At 71.0% G+C, this 17,312-nt stretch carries 15 protein-coding genes; 13 read left to right on the top strand and 2 right to left on the bottom strand.

Annotated features, from left to right (window positions below):
- Positions 1 to 50 precede the first annotated feature (50 nt).
- The 4 genes from OIC96_RS04765 to OIC96_RS04750 all read left to right on the top strand — a co-directional run bounded on the left by OIC96_RS04765 (position 51) and on the right by OIC96_RS04750 (position 2,933).
- Positions 51 to 1,112, top strand: coding sequence for an alcohol dehydrogenase catalytic domain-containing protein (locus tag OIC96_RS04765; protein ID WP_330309130.1), 1,062 nt, complete (start codon positions 51 to 53; stop codon positions 1,110 to 1,112).
- A 302-nt stretch (positions 1,113 to 1,414) separates the two neighbouring features.
- On the top strand, positions 1,415 to 1,834 hold the full coding sequence (gene panD, locus OIC96_RS04760; protein ID WP_327433801.1) for an aspartate 1-decarboxylase: 420 nt from the start codon (positions 1,415 to 1,417) through the stop codon (positions 1,832 to 1,834).
- A gap of 56 nt (positions 1,835 to 1,890) precedes the next feature.
- Positions 1,891 to 2,235: a GNAT family N-acetyltransferase gene (locus tag OIC96_RS04755; RefSeq protein WP_330309131.1), complete on the top strand. Its 345-nt coding sequence runs from the start codon at positions 1,891 to 1,893 to the stop codon at positions 2,233 to 2,235.
- A complete protein-coding gene (locus tag OIC96_RS04750; protein WP_330309132.1) occupies positions 2,235 to 2,933 on the top strand; it encodes an aspartate/glutamate racemase family protein in 699 nt (232 codons plus the stop codon). Before OIC96_RS04755 ends, OIC96_RS04750 begins: the two co-directional genes overlap by 1 nt.
- A gap of 428 nt (positions 2,934 to 3,361) precedes the next feature.
- Here the strand turns inward: OIC96_RS04750 and gndA are convergent, their stop codons facing one another.
- A complete protein-coding gene (gndA, locus tag OIC96_RS04745) occupies positions 3,362 to 4,801 on the bottom strand; it encodes an NADP-dependent phosphogluconate dehydrogenase (protein ID WP_330309133.1) in 1,440 nt (479 codons plus the stop codon).
- A 538-nt stretch (positions 4,802 to 5,339) separates the two neighbouring features.
- Between gndA and OIC96_RS04740 the strand changes: the two genes are divergently transcribed.
- The 6 genes from OIC96_RS04740 (at position 5,340) to OIC96_RS04715 (ending at position 12,489) form a co-directional block, all read left to right on the top strand.
- The gene (locus tag OIC96_RS04740; protein WP_330309134.1) at positions 5,340 to 6,476 is read left to right on the top strand and encodes a SagB/ThcOx family dehydrogenase; all 1,137 of its coding nucleotides are present in this window, start codon (positions 5,340 to 5,342) and stop codon (positions 6,474 to 6,476) included.
- Positions 6,473 to 7,522 (top strand): alanine racemase, encoded by a 1,050-nt coding sequence (locus tag OIC96_RS04735; protein WP_330309135.1) that lies wholly within the window; start codon positions 6,473 to 6,475, stop codon positions 7,520 to 7,522. Before OIC96_RS04740 ends, OIC96_RS04735 begins: the two co-directional genes overlap by 4 nt.
- Positions 7,432 to 8,760 carry an MFS transporter gene (locus OIC96_RS04730; protein WP_330309136.1) on the top strand — a complete coding sequence of 443 codons (1,329 nt, stop codon included), beginning with the start codon at positions 7,432 to 7,434 and terminating at the stop codon, positions 8,758 to 8,760. Before OIC96_RS04735 ends, OIC96_RS04730 begins: the two co-directional genes overlap by 91 nt.
- 4 nt (positions 8,761 to 8,764) lie before the next feature.
- Positions 8,765 to 10,048 (top strand): trans-sulfuration enzyme family protein, encoded by a 1,284-nt coding sequence (locus OIC96_RS04725; protein WP_330309137.1) that lies wholly within the window; start codon positions 8,765 to 8,767, stop codon positions 10,046 to 10,048.
- Between the two features lie 16 nt (positions 10,049 to 10,064).
- The gene (locus tag OIC96_RS04720) at positions 10,065 to 11,249 is read left to right on the top strand and encodes an OsmC family protein (RefSeq protein ID WP_330309138.1); all 1,185 of its coding nucleotides are present in this window, start codon (positions 10,065 to 10,067) and stop codon (positions 11,247 to 11,249) included.
- 100 nt (positions 11,250 to 11,349) lie between these two features.
- A complete protein-coding gene (locus OIC96_RS04715) occupies positions 11,350 to 12,489 on the top strand; it encodes a transglycosylase family protein (RefSeq protein ID WP_330309139.1) in 1,140 nt (379 codons plus the stop codon).
- Here the strand turns inward: OIC96_RS04715 and OIC96_RS04710 are convergent.
- Complete coding sequence (locus tag OIC96_RS04710; RefSeq protein ID WP_330309140.1) at positions 12,479 to 13,678, bottom strand: DMT family transporter; 1,200 nt, start codon at positions 13,676 to 13,678, stop codon at positions 12,479 to 12,481. The genes OIC96_RS04715 and OIC96_RS04710 overlap by 11 nt on opposite strands.
- 210 nt (positions 13,679 to 13,888) lie before the next feature.
- Here OIC96_RS04710 and OIC96_RS04705 point away from each other — a divergent pair, with 210 nt between their 5' ends.
- The 3 genes from OIC96_RS04705 to glgC all read left to right on the top strand — a co-directional run bounded on the left by OIC96_RS04705 (position 13,889) and on the right by glgC (position 17,176).
- A complete protein-coding gene (locus OIC96_RS04705; RefSeq protein ID WP_330309141.1) occupies positions 13,889 to 14,638 on the top strand; it encodes a (2Fe-2S)-binding protein in 750 nt (249 codons plus the stop codon).
- Positions 14,639 to 14,723: 85 nt separating this feature from the next.
- Complete coding sequence (glgA, locus tag OIC96_RS04700) at positions 14,724 to 15,875, top strand: glycogen synthase (protein ID WP_330310386.1); 1,152 nt, start codon at positions 14,724 to 14,726, stop codon at positions 15,873 to 15,875.
- 80 nt (positions 15,876 to 15,955) lie between these two features.
- Positions 15,956 to 17,176, top strand: coding sequence for a glucose-1-phosphate adenylyltransferase (glgC, locus tag OIC96_RS04695; RefSeq protein WP_330309142.1), 1,221 nt, complete (start codon positions 15,956 to 15,958; stop codon positions 17,174 to 17,176).
- Positions 17,177 to 17,312 lie beyond the last annotated feature (136 nt).

The following is a 17,312-nucleotide window of genomic DNA, read 5'->3' as shown; positions in this document are numbered from 1 at the left end:
CCGGTAGTCCTTCGCGGGCGACGGTGGAAGGGGGCAGCCGAGGGAGCACCATGCGAGCATTCGTCTACCACGGCCCCGAACAGACCTCCTGGGACACGGTCACGGATCCGGTGATCGAGGATCCGACCGACGTGATCGTGCGGGTCGATGCCACCACCGTCTGCGGTACTGACCTGCACATCGTGCGCGGAGAGCTCCCCGAGGTGAAGCCAGGGACGGTCCTCGGCCACGAGGCCGTCGGCGAAGTAGTGGACGTCGGCCGCGAGGTTCACTCCGTCCGCGCGGGGGAGCAGGTGATCGTGCCGTCCGTCTCGGCTTGCGGCCGCTGCCGGTTCTGCCAGGACAGCATGTACGGACAGTGCCGCGGCGGGGGCGGATGGATTCTGGGAAATCTGATCAACGGGACACAAGCCGAGTTCGTGCGGGTGCCCTTCGCCGACCATTCCACCCACCGGCGGCCCGGCACCCTGGCGCTCGATGACGCCGTCCTGCTCGCCGAACTCCTCCCCACCGCCTACGAGGTCGGGGTGCGGAACGGACACGTGGAATCCGGGGACACCGTGGTCGTGGTGGGTGCCGGGCCCGTGGGGCTTGCGGCGGTTATCACCGCGCGGATCTACTCGCCCCGCAGAATCATCGCGGTGGACCTGTCTCCTTCCCGGCTGGAAGCAGCCACCCGCCTGGGTGCCGACGCCGCCGAGCTGCCCGGGCGGCTGATCGCCGATCTGGCCGAGGGGCTCGGCGCCGACGTGGTCATCGAGGCCGCAGGAGATCCCGACAGCTTCGTCCTCTGCACCCGGGTTGTGCGGCCGGGCGGGCGCATCGCCAACATCGGCATGCACGGCAAGCCGGCCACGCTCCACCTCGAGGCACTGTGGCGCAAGAACGTGACGATCAGCACCGGTCAGGTCGACACTTCCTCCATTCCCTGGATGCTCGACCTGGTGACGTCCGGACGCCTGCGCGTCTCCCCGCTCGTCACCCACACCTTCGGCCTCGACCGGATGGAGGAGGCCTACGAGGTCTTCTCCCACGGCACCGACACCGGGGCGCTCAAGGTCGTGCTGCACCGCGAGTCAAGCGCTGGAAAAGTCGTGGAGGCTTCCTTGTAGACCCGGCTCCTGGACATGTGAAGCAACGCAGCGACCTCTGCGGTGTCCATGAGCAGAGACTCGGTCGGTTGACGGCTCAGTCGCTGCTTGGGGATGGAGCGCGTTTCCTCGGGGGGGAGCCGTGGCTGCAGGGCGGTCCCGCCAGCGCAGACAACTGAACCGTGCAGGATGGCAGTGGCGAAGGTCACGGAGGCCAGTGAAGGCGGGTGCGTAGGCTGGTCGCCGTCGTTGTGGATAAGGTGAGGAAACAGCCCTTGACCTGCAAAAACGCAGGCAGGGAGCCTATGTCCGGGAGTACCTCCATGCTGCGCACCATGTTCAAGTCCAAGATCCACCGTGCCACGGTCACCCAGGCCGACCTGCACTACGTCGGGTCCGTCACCATCGACGCCGACCTGCTCGACGCCGCCGATCTGCTGCCGGGCGAACTCGTCCACATCGTCGACATCAGCAACGGCGCCCGCCTGGAGACGTACGTCATCGAGGGCGAGCGCGGCTCCGGAGTCATCGGCATCAACGGGGCGGCGGCCCATCTCGTCCATCCCGGAGATCTGGTGATCATCATCAGTTACGCTCAGGTCTCCGATGCCGAGGCGCGGGCGCTGCGGCCGCGGGTCGTGCACGTGGACCACGACAACCGGATCGTGGCCCTCGGCGCCGATCCGTCCGAGCCGGTACCGGGCTCGGACCAGGAGCGCAGCCCGCAGGCGGTCACCGTCTGAACCCCGACCGACGGCGGCCGAGGACGCGGCGGACCTGACGACCCGAGGAGTTGTTCATGAGTGACACAGAGATCCGCGACGACCGGGCGGGCGGTCGCCTGGAGGCGTTCGCCGGGGAGGAAGTCGTCGGCCACATCGCGTACTTCGTCCTCGAAGCGCCCGCCCGCGCCCTCGTCCCCGTGCACACCATCGTGGAACCCGAGCACGAGGGCCAGGGCATCGCGGGTTCTCTCGCCCGTGAGCTGTACGCCATCGCCGCGCGCGAGGGCATCGTGGTCGCCCCGCTGTGCCCGTACGTCGTGAAGTGGGCGGCACGCCACCCCGAGGAGGCGCCGGCGGCCGACCCGCGGCTGCTGGAAGCGGCGGTGGAGTGGCTCAAGGCGCACCCGGGGCGTTTCTGATGACGGAGAGCCTGCCGGTGATGTCCCGGCGCGGACCGCTCGCCCTGCTGCACACCTCGCCTTTGCACGTTCCCGTCTTCGACACGCTGCGCGACGAGGACCACCCGGGGCTGGAACTGCGGCACGTGGTCGTCGAGGAGCTGCTGGCCCGGGCCCGGCGCGAGGGTCCCGAAGCGGTGGCCGACGAGGTACGGGCGCTGCTCGACCAGGCCGTCGCGGAGGGGGCCGGGGCCGTGCTGTGCACCTGCTCGACCATCGGCGATGTGGCGGAGCGGGCCGGCGCCGGGGCGGTGCCCGTGCTCCGAGTGGACCGCCCGATGGCCGCCGCCGCGGTGGCCCTGGGCCCGCGCGTCGTCGTTCTCGCGACGGTGGAGAGCACCCTGGAGCCGACCGTCGCTCTCGTCGAGGAGGAGGCCCGGAGCGCCGGGCGCCCGGTCGACGTCCGTACGGTGCTGGTCGAGGGCGCATGGGCGCTTTTCGAAGCGGGCGACATCGACGGCTCCGCCCACGTCGTGGCGGCCGCCGCCGACGCGGTCACCGACGCCGACGCGATCATCCTCGCCCAGGCGTCCATGACTCCGGCCCAGCAGCTGGCCGTGACCTCGACCCCGGTTCTGTCCAGCCCCCGCCTGGGGCTGGCCGCCGGGGCCGAAGCGGCGCGGGACGGTCGGCCGGGCAGGGTGGCGCACGTCCAGTAGGCCCACCTGGCCCGCATCCCTCGCGCGACGGGGTGAGTGGGCGTGCGGGGGCCGGGTAGCGTGGGACAAGTCCAGGGCCGACGTACGACTGGCTGGAGGACACCATGACGCATCCGATCCCCGACCCGGTGAAGCCGAGCCCCACCCCGGGCCCGGGCCCCGACCACCCGCAGCCCTTCCCGGAGCCGCCGCCGTTCCCGGACCCGAGCCCGAACCCGGGTCCCTCCCCGGAGCCTGTCCCGTCTCCGCCTCCGTCTCCGATCCCGAAGCCGCCGGGCCCCGACCCGGTTCCGGAGCCGTCGCCCTACTCCTGAGCGGCCATTCACGCTCCTGAGCGCACACTCACGGGGGCATCCGACGGAGGACGCATCCGCCCCATGGGGGCCGACGGGTGACCGCACCGGGTCGCCCATCGGCCCCGCTGGCTGCTAGGAGGACACTTCCGAGCGGTCCCCGCCCCACAGCGTGTGGAACGACCCCTCCCGGTCCGTACGCCGGTATGTGTGCGCCCCGAAGAAGTCCCGCTGCCCCTGGGTGAGTGCGGCGGGCAGGCGCTCGGCGCGCAGGGCGTCGTAGTAGGCGAGCGCCGCGGCGAAGCCGGGGGTGGGGACGCCCTGCCGGGTGGCGGCCACCAGAACTTCGCGCCAGTCGTCCTGCGCGGCCGCGATCTCCTGCGCGAACGTGTCGTCGGACAGCAGGCTCGGCAGGTCGGGCCGGGCGTCGTAGGCGGCGCGGATGCGGTCGAGGAAGGCCGCCCGGATGATGCAACCGCCGCGCCAGATGGTGGCGACGGAGCCGAGGTCGATGTTCCAGTCGTACTCGTCGCTGCCCGCGGTGATCTCGTGGAAGCCCTGCGTGTACGAGACGATCTTCGACGCGTACAGCGCCTGCTCCACCCGGTCCGCGAACGCCGCCGCCTCGGACTCGCCGAGCGGTGACGCCTTCGGCCCGGCCAGCCCGCGCGAGGCCTCGCGCAGCGCCGCGTGGCCGGACAGGGAGCGGGCGAAGACCGCCTCCGCGATACCGGAGACCGGGACACCGAGGTCGAGGGCGATCTGGACCGTCCAGCGGCCCGTGCCCTTCTGCTCCGCCTCGTCCACCACCACGTCCACGAACGGCTTGCCCGTCGCCGCGTCCACGTGGGACAGGACCTCGGCCGTGATCTCGATCAGGTACGAGTCGAGCCGGCCGGTGTTCCAGGTGCGGAAGATGTCGGCGATCTGCGCGGGGGAGTACCCGGCGACATCACGCAGCAGCTGGTACGCCTCGCCGATCAGCTGCATGTCGGCGTACTCGATGCCGTTGTGGACCATCTTCACGAAGTGCCCGGCGCCGTCGGGACCCACATGCGTCACGCACGGCGCGCCGTCCGCCGCCTTCGCGGAGATCTTCTCCAGCATCGGACCGAGCGACTGGTACGACTCCGGCGAGCCGCCCGGCATGATGCTCGGCCCGTTCAGCGCGCCCTCCTCACCGCCGGAGACGCCTGTGCCGACGAAGTGGATGCCCTGGTCGCGCAGTGCGCGCTCCCGGCGCCGGGTGTCCGCGAAGTGCGCGTTGCCGCCGTCGATGATCATGTCGCCGGGCTCCAGGAGCGGGGCGAACTCCTGGATCACCGCGTCGGTCGGCTCGCCCGCCTTCACCATGATCACCAGGCGCCGCGGCCGCTCCAGGGCCGCCACGAACTCCTTCGCGGTCTCCGCCGCCACGAACTCGCCCTCGTGGCCGAACTCCTCCACCAGCGCGTTCGTCTTCGCCACGGTGCGGTTGTGCACGGCGACCGTATAGCCGTTGCGTGCGAAGTTGCGGGCGAGATTGCGCCCCATGACCGCGAGTCCCGTGACGCCGATCTGGGCTGTAGTGCTCATACGGTTGGCTCCTAAGAGGTCCTGGTAAGAGGTCCTGGTATCGGTGATGCCGGTCGTGCTCGTCCGTACTGCTGGTCCTGCTCGTCAGTATTGCCCCCGGCCATCCTGACGCGTCGGGGAGGTGTACGCAGAAGAACCCCTCGGTGCCTCATCGGCCGACGTCGCGGGACAGGGGTGATTTTCAGTCACGCCCTTGCTGCCGGTCCGCTGCCGGGCGCCTGCCGGTGCCGCCGTCGCCGCGGCTTCTGTCATGCGCGTATCAGGTGTGGCGGCACGGTGCGGCGGCCTGCCGGTGCAGGAATCGGCGCAATTCGTCTGCCGCCCAGCTGGCGGGATATCACCCGACCGCTCTGGACGCTTCATAGAGCGTTGAACTACGGTCAGCCGCGCCAGAATTAAGACTTCTCGAAGAAATGGAGTCCCCATGTCCGAGGGAATGGAAATGGAATTCGAGGAATCCGCCTTCGACAGCTTGGTCGAGGACGAGTACGCGGTCGCCCAGACCTGTCAGCTTCCGACGGCGGCCTGAGACTGCACGGTGCGACTGCGCATATCACGCCTGTGCGTCTTCACCTGGCGCGACGGGCAGTTGGTCTGCGACGACCCGGTGCGGCGCCGCCAGATGGCACTGAGTTCAGGTGCCCAGCGGCTGCTGCACCGGTTCGCGGACTGGATGGACGTCGAGCGGGCCGAGGACGCGGAGTCCCGCCTGATCGGGCAGCTGCTCGCCGCGCACGTCCTGGTCGAGCAGGGCTCCGCGGAGCACCGCTTCGAGGAGGCCCGGGGCCCGTGGGCGCAATGGGGCACCGCCGCCACGTATTACCACCTGGCGAGCCGCAATCCGAGCGACGAGAAATTCACGTCCGCGGCCGAGGACACCGCCTGGCTCGTGGAAAACCTGCCAAATCGCCCGCAGCCTTCGGGACTCAAGGAATATCCGGACGCCGAGCGAATTCCGCTGTCCCGTGGCGACGACAGTCCGCTCGCGCGGTCGGATCTGGCGCAGGTGCTGCGCGCCCGGCGTTCGACACGGAAATTCGACGCCGGCAAGCCGCTGTCGGAGGGCCAGCTCGCTGCCCTACTGCGTTGGGTCGGTGGCCCACTGCACGAAGTGCGGCCCGAGGGGCTGCGGCCCGCCGTGCTGAAGGCCAGCCCCTCTCCGGGCGCCCTGCACGCCCTGGAGATCTACCCCGTCGTCCTGAACGTCACGGGCGTCGCCCCGGGGATCTACCACTACCACTCCGGCGCGCACGCCCTGGAAGCCCTGCGGCCGGGCCCCCTCGACCGCGAGCGGATCACCCACTGGTGCGGTGACCAGACCTATCTGGGTGACACCGGCGTGCTCCTGCTCTATACGGCGGTGCTGGAGCGCACGGCGTGGAAGTACCGGACGGGACGCGTCTACCGCACCCTCTTCATGGAGCTCGGCCACTTCAGCCAGACCGCGTATCTGGTCGGCACCGCCCTCGGTCTCGGCATGCTCTTCACCGCGGCGACCCGCGACGCCGAGATCGAGGACGCCCTCGGTCTCGACTGGACCAAGGAGATCCTGCTCGGTCTGAACGGCGTCGGTATCCCCGCCGAGGACGAAGTCGCCCGGCAACGGGCCATGCTGGCGGGCGGCACCGCCGACTTCTCCTTCGCCGGGGACGCGTGGGACGGACGCGACGCGTGAGTGATGACGCGGGGCGCCCGAGCCGTCCCCTGTTGACGGCGTACGTCGATGTCGACCGCCTGGAGCGCAACCTCACCCGCTTCCACGCCCTCGCCGCCGCGCACGGTCCGGCCGTACGGGCCCATGTGAAGGCCCACCGCACCGTGGAGATCGCCCGGCGTCAACTGCGGGCGGGCGCCCGGGGCATCGCGGTGAACCAGGTCGCCCAGGCCCGGAGCTATGTCGCCGCCGGGATCACCGACGTGGTGATCGCGCACCCCTGGCGCGATCCCTGGCGGTGGCGGCTCATCGCGGAGCTGGCACGTGACTGCCGGGTCGCGGTCCACGTCGACAGCCTCGAGTCCGTCGCCGGGCTGTCCGCCGCCGCGGCATCGGCCGACAGCGTCGTGGGGATCCGCGTACAGCTGGGCACCGGCGACGACATCACCGCCACGCCCGACGACACCCTGCTCGACCTGGCCCGTGCGGCTGCCGCCGCACGCTCCCTGAGCCTCGACGGCATCACCGGATACCAGGCCCTCACCACCGCCGAGTCCGCGCCGGACCGCGAGGCCGTCGGCCGGGCAGCCGCCGAGTACGCCGTACGCAGCGCGGGACTGCTGCGGGCCCACGGGATCGCCTTCCGGACGGTCGCCGTCGGCGGCACCCCCACGGCGGAAGGCGCCATGGCGGTGGAGGGGGTGACCGAGGTGTGCTCCGGGGCCTACGCCCTGCAGGACGCCGGGATGGCCGCGATCGGCGTGTGCGCGCCCGATGACGTGGCCGTGTCGGTGACCGCCGAACCGGGTGCCGGCGACGCCCAGCTCGACGCGTATCCCTACCCGTGGCAGACCCCCGGCGAGCGGATGCCGCGCCCGGGGTCCGGGCCGGTTCACCTGCTGCCCCCGCACGTCTGCGCGCTGATGCCGCAGATCGACCATGTCACCGCCCGCGAGCAGAAACGGCCCGACAGCACATGGCACGTACTGAACCAGATGGACGAGCCGGACCGGGCGGCCCGGCCGGCGACGCGGTCACCCCAGGCGGCGCGGACACCCCGGCGGTAGCGGCCTCCCGGCTGTCGGTCCTGCGGATCGCGCCCTACCGCTGGTTCTTCCTCGGGCAGTTCACCTCCGCGTTCGGCGACTACGTGGTCGGACCGGCGCTCGCGTTCGCGGTGCTCGACCTCACCGGCTCGGTCGGCGACATCGGTCTGGTGCTCGCCGCCCGCACGGTGCCCATCGTGTTGTTCATGCTGGTCGGCGGAGTGCTCGCCGACCGGCTGCCCCGGCATCTGGTGATGATCGGCGCCGATGCGGCCCGTGCGGTGACACAGGCGGTCACCGCCGCGCTGGTGCTGTCCGGGCACGCCGAGATCTGGCAGCTGATGGCCTTGCAGGCCGTGCACGGCACCGCGAGCGCGCTGTTCACCCCGGCCGTCTCCGGCCTCATCCAGCAGACCGTGCCGTCCGGGCAGCTCCAGCCCGCCAACGCGCTGCGCGGCATGGCCCAGTCGGCCGCGATGATCGCGGGCCCGTCGGCCGCGACCCTGCTGGTCGTGACCGTCGGTCCGGGCTGGGCCGTCGGCGCCGACGCCCTCACCTTCGTGGTGAGCGCGGTCTGCCTCAGCCGGCTGCGGCTGAGCCGTACGGAGCGCGTCGGCGGACCGGCGGCCAGGGACCTGGTGGGTGATCTCCGGGCGGGCTGGCGGGAGTTCACCTCCCGGACCTGGGTGTGGAGTCTGATCTCGGCGGCCTCGCTGACGAACGCCTGCTACGCCGTCTTCATGGTCCTGGGACCGGCCCTGAGCGAGCGTGAACTCGGCGGCCCCGGCGCCTGGGGCGCGATCCTGACGGCCTTCGGAGCCGGTGCGGTGAGCGGCGGGGCGATCACCCTGGCGCTGCGACCGCGACGGCCGCTCAGATTCGCCGTACTGGCGGTGTCGCTGTTCGCGACTCCCGCACTCGTGATGTCGCAGTCGTCGTCCGCGGTGCCCGTCGCCGTCGCCGCGTTCCTGGGCGGCATCGGCCTGATGGTCTTCAACCCCTTGTGGGAGACGGTGCTCCAGCAGGAGGTGCCGTCCACCGCGCTGTCGAAGGTCAGCGCGTACGAATGGCTCGGCTCCTACGCCGCACAGCCCTTCGGCATGACCCTGGCCGGGCCGGCGGCCGCCGTGCTGGGGATCCGGCGCACGCTGCTCGCCGTGGGCCTCTCCCATCTGGCGATCGCGCTCGCCCCGCTGGCCGCACGTGACGTACGTGAGCACCAGGTGCCGCGGGCCGTACCCACCGAACGGAAGGACTGACACCATGGCGAGGTCCCAGGGGAACGCCCCGGGCGCGGGGGAGAACCGGCCCTGGACGGACAGTCTTCAGCGCGGCCGGGTCCCCGGCCCGCGACTGCCCCAGCAGCGGGTGGTGGACGGCACCGGGCCCAGCACCCGCAGTGTGCACGCGGGCACCTACGAGGACCCGATCACCGGGGCGGTGGGCACCCCGGTGTTCCAGAGCACCACGTTCACCTTCACCGAGGACACCTACCAGGCGTTCGACCAGGGGCACATCCGCGACGTGCCGATCTACGGCCGGTACGGCAGCCCCAACCAGTGGTCGGTCCAGGAGAAGATCGCCTCGCTGGAGAACGCGGAGAGCGCCCTGATGTTCTCCTCGGGCATGGCCGCGATCACCACGACCCTGCTCGCGCTCACCAACCGCGGTGGCCACATCGTCAGTTCACGGGACGTGTACGGCGGCACCTTCAATCTGCTGCGCGAGGATATGCACCAGCTCGGCAGGTCCGTGACCTTCACCGACCCCACCGACATGGCCGCCATCCGGGCCGCGGTGCGCGACGACACACAGGTGCTGTTCTTCGAGACGCTCACCAACCCGCTCCTCAAGGCCGTGCCCCTGGTGGAACTGGGGGAGCTGGCCCGCGAGCGCGGCCTGCTGCTCGTCGTCGACAACACCTTCCTGTCGCCCGTCCACCTGCGACCGCTGGAACACGGCGCGCACCTGGTGATCCACAGCGCCACCAAGTACCTCAACGGGCACAGCGACGTGACGGCGGGCGTCGTCGCGGGATCGCGCAAGTACGTGGACCGGACCTGGTCGCAGCTCCTGAAGTTCGGCGGCTCCCTGGACGCCATGATGTGCTTCCTGCTGGAGCGGGGACTGAAGACCCTGGCCCTGCGGATGCGCCGCCACAGCGAGAACTCCACGACGCTCGCCGCGTTCCTCGCCGAGCACCCCGCGATCCGGGCCGTCCACCATCCGTCGCGCCCCGAGTACCCCTACCGCTGGCTGCACGACATCTGTCCCGACGGCTGGGGCGGCATGGTCGCGTTCGAGCTGCACGGCGGCGACGAGGCGGCCCTGAAACTGCTCGACCGGCTGGAGCTTCCCGTCGTGGCCACCAGCCTCGGCGGTGTGGAGTCACTGGTGAGCCTGCCGTTCAACACCTCCCACAGCTTTCTGACCGCGCGCCAGCGGCGTGAAGTGGGCATCGAACCCGGCCTGGTCCGCTTCTCCGCCGGTATCGAGGACCCCGACGACCTGCTGGCGGACCTCGACCAAGCACTCTCAGGACTGTGACGAAGGGCCCGCAGGCATGCGCAACGGACTGAACATCACCGGAGTCTCGGAGACCGTCCACGAGCTCCGCGAGCACCCCGAGGAGGCGATCGCCGACTTCGCCGTCGCCGCGAGCGCCCGCACCGACGACCACGGCGTCTTCCGGGCCAGGGCACAGACCCTGCGCGCCGGCACGATCCGGGTCGCCCGCGACTTCCGCCTGAAACAACGGTCGTTCACCGTCGAAGCCGCCGGCGATTGCACGCCACACGGCTCGGACGCCGATGGCATCCCCACACCGTACGAGTCCGCGCTCGCGGCACTCGGCGCCTGCGTGCTGATGACCAAGGTCAACGGCTACACGGCCCGCGGAGTCACCCTCGGCGCGCTGCGCGTCACCGTACGGGCCGACCTCGCGCTCGACGCGGACGGGAAGCCGGCCGCGGGCGCACCCCTGAGCCGCCTCGCGTGGCACTGCGCGCTCGACGGCGACACGTCCACCGACACGGTCACCTCGATCAACCGGCTCGTCACCGCCTTCAGCCCCAACCACCGGGTGTTCCTGGACGCGTCACCGATCACCGTCAGCGCGCGTGTGGAACGCGGCGACGGCACCACCGTCGACGTCTCGGTCCCCTGGACTCCCGCGGCGGCGGAGACGGCCGCCGTCTGCCCGGTGGAGGCCGACGTCGTCTGGGAGAACGGCTCCGAGGCGGTCTACCGCACGGCGCTCACCGTGAACGGCGTACGCAGGCGGTCCGCGCCCCTGATCGCGGACCAGCCCAAGCAGCTGGTGGGCATCGACAAGGGCCCCAACTCCCAGGAGATCCTGCTCTCCGCGCTCTGCGGCGAGCTGGCCGCGCTCCTTGAGGAAGAGGCCGCCGCCGACGGCACGGAACTCCACGACCCGGTCCTGCGCGCCGACGGCCGGATCGACACCCGGGGCATGCTCAACGTCCACCGCGAGATCTCCAGCAGCTTCCACAACCTGGCCATCCGCCTCACCGCCCGCGGCGACGCCCCCGAGGCACAGCTGAGAGGGGTGCTCTCCCGCGCCCTGTCCCGCGCGGTCCTGCCCGCCACGCTCCTCGCCGAACGCGCCATCACGGTCACCGTGGCGCACGGGGACGAGCCCCGACTGACGTACCACAGCACGGTCGAGGACGCGGAGGGGATCCGTGACGAGGTGACGCGACGGCAGCGGGAGGCGGCCGCCTCGTAGGTCACGGGAGGGGCACAGCATGACCGATTGCTCTCTTGTCATGGCCTGTTCGCAGCGCTTACTTTTGCCGCTCCTGACGCATGTCGAGGGGGGCTCGCTCATGGCCGTACGCGGTCGGCACCGCCGGTACCAGCCCAACAGGATCAACCGCGCCTCGCTCACCGTCACGGCGGGCGGCGCGGGCATCGCGCTCCCGCTCGTCAGCGCCGGTGTCGCCCACGCGGCCGATGTCGGCACCTGGAACAAGGTCGCCGCCTGTGAGTCCAGCGGCAACTGGAGCATCAACACGGGCAATGGCTACTACGGCGGGCTGCAGTTCACCCAGTCCACCTGGGAGGCGTACGGCGGCAAGGTCTACGCCCAGCACGCGAATCAGGCCACCAAGGACCAGCAGATCGCCATCGCCGAGAAGGTGCTGAAGGGCCAGGGGCCCGGCGCCTGGCCGGTGTGCTCGGTGCGTGCCGGACTGACCAGAGGCGGCGACACCCCCGACATCAGCCCGTCCGGCACCTCGCCCCAGACGACACAGCGCTCCGTACGGGACGTGAAGCCGCAGACCACGCCCCAGTCGCAGGCGGGCACCGCCGAGATGTACACCGTCGTCCACGGCGACACGCTCTCCGGCATCGCCGACTCCCGGCACGTCCAGGGCGGCTGGGAGCGCTTGTACGCCGCGAACCGCACGACCGTGGGCTCCGACCCGGACCTGATCCTGCCGGGGCAGCGGCTGAACCTGCGCGGCAAGGCCCAGGCGCCCGTGCACACCCAGAGTGCGCCGACGTCGACGAAGAAGTCCTCGGCCGACAAGACCTCCTCGGAGAAGACCAAGAAGGCCCCGTCCTTCGTCGCCCCCGTGAACGCCGCGACCGGCACGCCCTACCGTGCCGCCGGTTCGTCCTGGTCGAAGGGCTACCACACGGGTGTCGACTTCCCGGTGCCCACCGGCACGTCCGTGAAGGCGGTCGCGGCCGGTCATGTCGTGAGCGCGGGCTGGGGCGGCTCCTTCGGCTACCAGGTGGTGATCCGGCACGCCGACGGCCGCTACACGCAGTACGGCCATCTGTCCGCGATCTCCGTGAAGGCCGGGCAGAGCGTGGTGGGCGGCCAGCGCATCGGCCGCTCGGGGTCCACGGGCAACAGCACAGGGCCCCATCTGCACTTCGAGGTGCGGACGGGGCCCGGCTTCGGAACCGACATCGACCCGGTGGCCTACCTGAGGGCGGGCGGGGTCAGGATTTGACGCGCGTGCGGTGGTGGCTGACGAACGGCACCGGTAGATAGGGCCCGCCGTACAGGGCGGTGTAGTACGGCAGCTCGTCCTCCGCCACCGTGTCCCGCGACGCGCCCTCCACCGCCGGCACCCTCGTCGGAGCCGGTACGAAGATGTCGTTGCCGACGGGCTGCCCGGGGAGCCCCGCGAGCAGCTCCGCCTCGGCGGCCGTGAGCGCGGCCAGGTCCGACTCGACCGTGCCGGGCAGCGGGCCCGGACCGGCCGCTTCGGCCACCGGAGCCGATGCGACGGCGACAGGAGCCGGTTCGCCGACGAGATCGTCGGGGTCCGACTCGACCGCGAGCGCGGCGGGTGCGGTCGCCGGCCGCGTGCCGCTGATCCGCTCCGTCGTCAGCAGGATCAGACCGCCCGCCGCGACGACTCCGCAGCCCAGTGCGAGAACGGTGCCGGTCGTGCCGTAGCGGAAGGTTTCGCCGAACATCGTGATGCCTACGGCGGCCGCCACGACGGGGTTCACGACCGTCAGCGTGGCCAGCGGCGCCGCCAGACCGGCGCCCCGGTAGGAGGCCTGCGAGAGCAGCATGCCGGCCGTCGCGAAGACAGCGATCACGGCGAGGCTGGACAGGTCGGAGAGCGAGACCTGCTGCGACCAGTCCACCGCGACCGTCTTCGTGAACACCGAGGACATGCTGAAGGCGATGCCCGCCGCGACCGCGAGGAGCACACTGCGCACGGCCGGGTGCCGGTGCGCGGCGCGGCCCGCCACCATCAGGGCCGCCACCGAGCCGCCGGCCACCACGGCCAGCGCCACCCGCTGGGCGTCGCTCAGGGACTGCGCGTCGGAGGCGCCGACCAGCGACAGCAGGCCCGCGAGGCCCACCGTGGCCATGATCGCGCCGCGCCAGGCGGTCGCCCCGGCCTTGCGGCCGACGAACAGGGCCGCCATGGGAAGGGCGAAGACTATGGTCAGCGCGCCGAGCGGCTGTACGAGGCTCAGCGGGCCGTAGGCGAGGGCCACCACGTGCAGCGACCCGCCGAGCCCGGTCAACCCCACGGCTGCCCACCAGCCCGGCCTGCGCAGCGGTGCGTAGGCCTGGCCGGGGGAGGTCAGGGCGACCTGCTCCTGAACGATCGCTCCGCCCGCGTACGCCACGGCGGAAACGAACGAGAGCAACACGGACAAAGCGAGGGCGCTCATGAGTCCCTCCTCTGCGTACGGCGCGGGCCATCGGCCCGGCGCGGCGAACGGTCGGCTTCCATGCAAACAACTCTGCCCCGCGATTTAGTTCTCGTCGTCGTACCTGAGCAGGCATTGGGTCCTACTGCCGATGGAGTACGAATCGCCCACTGTCCTCCCCAGGGTGGGTTACACGGAGCTCCGACCCGCTGGTGGAATCCCCTAGGGGGCTTGGTACTACTGCTCTTCGTGGACCTCGACCCCGAACTCGCGGCGCTCGACGCGCTCGGCGGATTCTTCGTACTACGCACCGGCGTACCGCCGCGCGGCCCGCTGCCGACCCTCGCGCAGGCGTACGGTTCGCCACAGGTTGACGCCCGCGATGATGTTTACGCGGATCCGCTAACTTTTCGTGTGCGCAAGGTCACGCAGAGTATTCATGCGCCGGAATCGCGGATCGCGGCCTCGATCGCGCACCAGGCCCTCGCGGCCCGGCTGTGGTCGATCGCGGTCGGCGCCGCCGCACTGTACGGCCGGCTGCCCGACCTCGATCCGAAACTGCTCCACTGGGATCCGGACGGCAGCACTCCGGACGATCTGTGGCTGTCCGAGGTGCGCGCCCTGCCCGTCACGGCCGCCGACGAGGTCGTACGAGCCGGTCACCTCGTCCCGCTGGCGGCGGCTCTGCACTCCCGGTACCGCGTCTCACCAGGCCTTTTGTGGGGCAACGCGGGCTCCGCCCTGGCCGGCGCCGTACGCCAGCTCGACCGCTGGGCGCGGGCCAACAACCGTACGGAGGTGGGCGATCGGGCCCGCGGCCTCGCCTCCGCACTCTTCACGCACCCCGACCTCTCCCGCACCCTCGACCCCCGCACACTCCGCCGCCGCAGCTGCTGTCTCTACTACCGCCTGCCCGGCGGCGGACTGTGCGGCGACTGCTGCTTCGACCGCCCGCCGCGGCCCGCGCCCCGCCGTTCCTGACGGCCGCGGTCCCCGTGTGCTCTTCCCCAACTGCCCCATCTGAGTGACCATGAGGGACACCAGTCGCTATGACGGGGGGTTCTGTGTGCGCGTGGGACTGCTGACCCGGGAGTACCCGCCGGACGTGTACGGCGGTGCGGGCGTCCATGTCGAGTTCCTCGCACGCGAGTTGCGCGGCCTCACGGACCTGGATGTGCACTGCTGGGGCGAGGGCGCCGCGGGCGGAGTCTTACGCCACCGGCCCTGGCCCACGCTCGACGGCGCCAACGACGCCCTGCGCACCTTCTCCGTGGACCTCTCCATCGCCGCCGCCCTCGAAGGCCGCGAGCTCGTCCACTCGCACACCTGGTACGCCAACCTCGCCGGACACTTCGGCAAGCTCCTGTACGGCATCCCGCACGTCATGACCGCCCACTCGCTGGAGCCGCTGCGCCCCTGGAAGGCCGAGCAGCTCGGCGGCGGCTACGCCCTCTCCAGCTGGGCCGAGCGCACCGCCATCGAGTCCGCGGACGCCGTGATCGCCGTCTCCGGCGCCATGCGCGAGGACATCCTCAGCTGCTACCCGGCCCTGGACCCGGCCAAGGTGCGCGTGGTGCACAACGGCATCGACACCTCCCTGTACCAGCCGGACCACGGCACGGACGTCCTCGACCGCATCGGCCTCGACACCGGCCGCCCCTACGTCCTGTTCGTCGGCCGCATCACCCGCCAGAAGGGCGTGCCCCACCTCCTGCGCGCGGTACGGGACATCGACCCGGCCGTGCAGGTGGTGCTGTGCGCGGGTGCCCCCGACACTCCCGAGATCGACCGGGAGTTCCGCGACCTCTTCCAGGAGCTGAGCCGCGTACGCGAGGGAGTCCACTGGATCCCGCAGATGCTGCCGCGCCCCGACGTCATCCAACTCCTCACCCACGCCGCCGTGTTCGTCTGCCCCTCGGTGTACGAGCCGCTCGGCATCGTCAACCTGGAGGCGATGGCCTGCGGAACGGCCGTGGTGGCCTCGCGGGTCGGCGGGATTCCCGAGGTGGTCGAGGACGGCGTGACGGGTGTCCTCGTGCCCGTCGAGGGCAACTTCGAGGCGAGTCTGGCGATCGCCCTCGACTCCGTGCTCGCCGACCCGGGGACCGCCCGGCGGATGGGCGAGGCCGGACGGGAGCGCGCGGTGCGGGAGTTCGGCTGGGACGCGGTGGCCCGGCGGACCGTGCAGCTGTACGAGGAAGCCCTCAAACCGGGGTAACCATCGGACAGGCGTAGTTCAGCGAGGGGGCCGCCCCGGTACAGCGGGCGCGGCTCGACCGGGCGTAGAGGGGCGGCGGTATGCGGCGCGGTGGGCCTTCGGTGCTGGGAATCGTACTTGCGGGTGGAGAGGGCAAGCGTCTGATGCCCCTCACCGCGGACCGCGCGAAACCCGCGGTCACCTTCGGCGGTACGTACCGCCTCGTCGACTTCGTGCTCTCCAACCTCGTCAATGCCGACATCCTGCGCATCTGCGTCCTGACGCAGTACAAGTCGCACTCCCTGGACCGGCATGTGACCACGACCTGGCGGATGTCGAGCCTGCTCGGCAACTACGTGACTCCCGTCCCGGCCCAGCAGCGGCTCGGCCCCCGCTGGTATCTGGGCAGCGCGGACGCGATCCTGCAGTCCCTCAACCTCGTGCACGACGAACGGCCCGACTACATCGCGGTGTTCGGCGCCGACCACGTCTACCGCATGGATCCGCGGCAGATGCTCGCCCAGCACATCGAGGGCGGCGCGGGCGTGACGGTCGCCGGGATACGGGTGCCGCGCGCCGAGTCGTCGTCCTTCGGGGTCATCAGCCCGGGCTCCGACGGCCAGACCGTACAGGGATTCCTGGAGAAGCCCGCCGATCCGCCCGGGCTGCCGGACGACCCCGAGTGCGTCTTCGCCTCGATGGGCAACTACATCTTCACCACCAAGACCCTGGTCGAAGCGCTCCAGCGGGACGCCGAGGACGGGCACTCCGTGCACGACATGGGCGGTTCGATCCTTCCCATGCTCACCGACCGGGGCGAGGCGCAGCTGTACGACTTCAGCGACAACCACGTACCCGGCGAGACCACCCGCGACCAGGGCTACTGGCGGGACGTCGGCACCCTCGACGCGTACTACGACGCCCACATGGACCTGATCGCCGAACGCCCCGCCTTCAATCTCTTCAACCGCAGCTGGCCCGTCTACACCAGCTCCGGGCAGCTCTCGCCGGCGAGATTCAACGCCGGTGGCATCGCCAGCGAGTCCATCATCAGCGCGGGCTGTCTGATACGGGGGCAGGTCACGAGGTCGGTGCTCTCCCCGGGCGTCGTCGTCGACCCGGGAGCCGTCGTCCAGGGCTCGGTCCTGCACGACAACGTCAAGATAGGCCGGGGTGCGGTGGTGCGCGGCGCGGTCCTCGACAAGAACGTCGAGGTGCCGCCGGGCGCGACCATCGGCGTCAATCCGGAGCGGGACTCCGACCTCTACACGGTGTCGAAGGGCGGGGTGATCGCGCTGGGCAAGGGCCAGCGCGTCTCGTAGCCCACCGTGCAGGGACAACGGCCCCGGTCGCCGGGGCCGTTGTCCCTGCGCCCTTTGTGCCTCTTTTATCTCCCTTTTCATGTCCTTGCCGGGGAACCCGGGCCCCAGCCACGACCATGCGGGAAGACAACGATGT

The organism is Streptomyces sp. NBC_00775 (genome assembly GCF_036347135.1).
GTDB lineage: Bacteria > Actinomycetota > Actinomycetes > Streptomycetales > Streptomycetaceae > Streptomyces > Streptomyces lutosisoli.
This window is presented reverse-complemented; position numbering and strand designations above follow the sequence as displayed.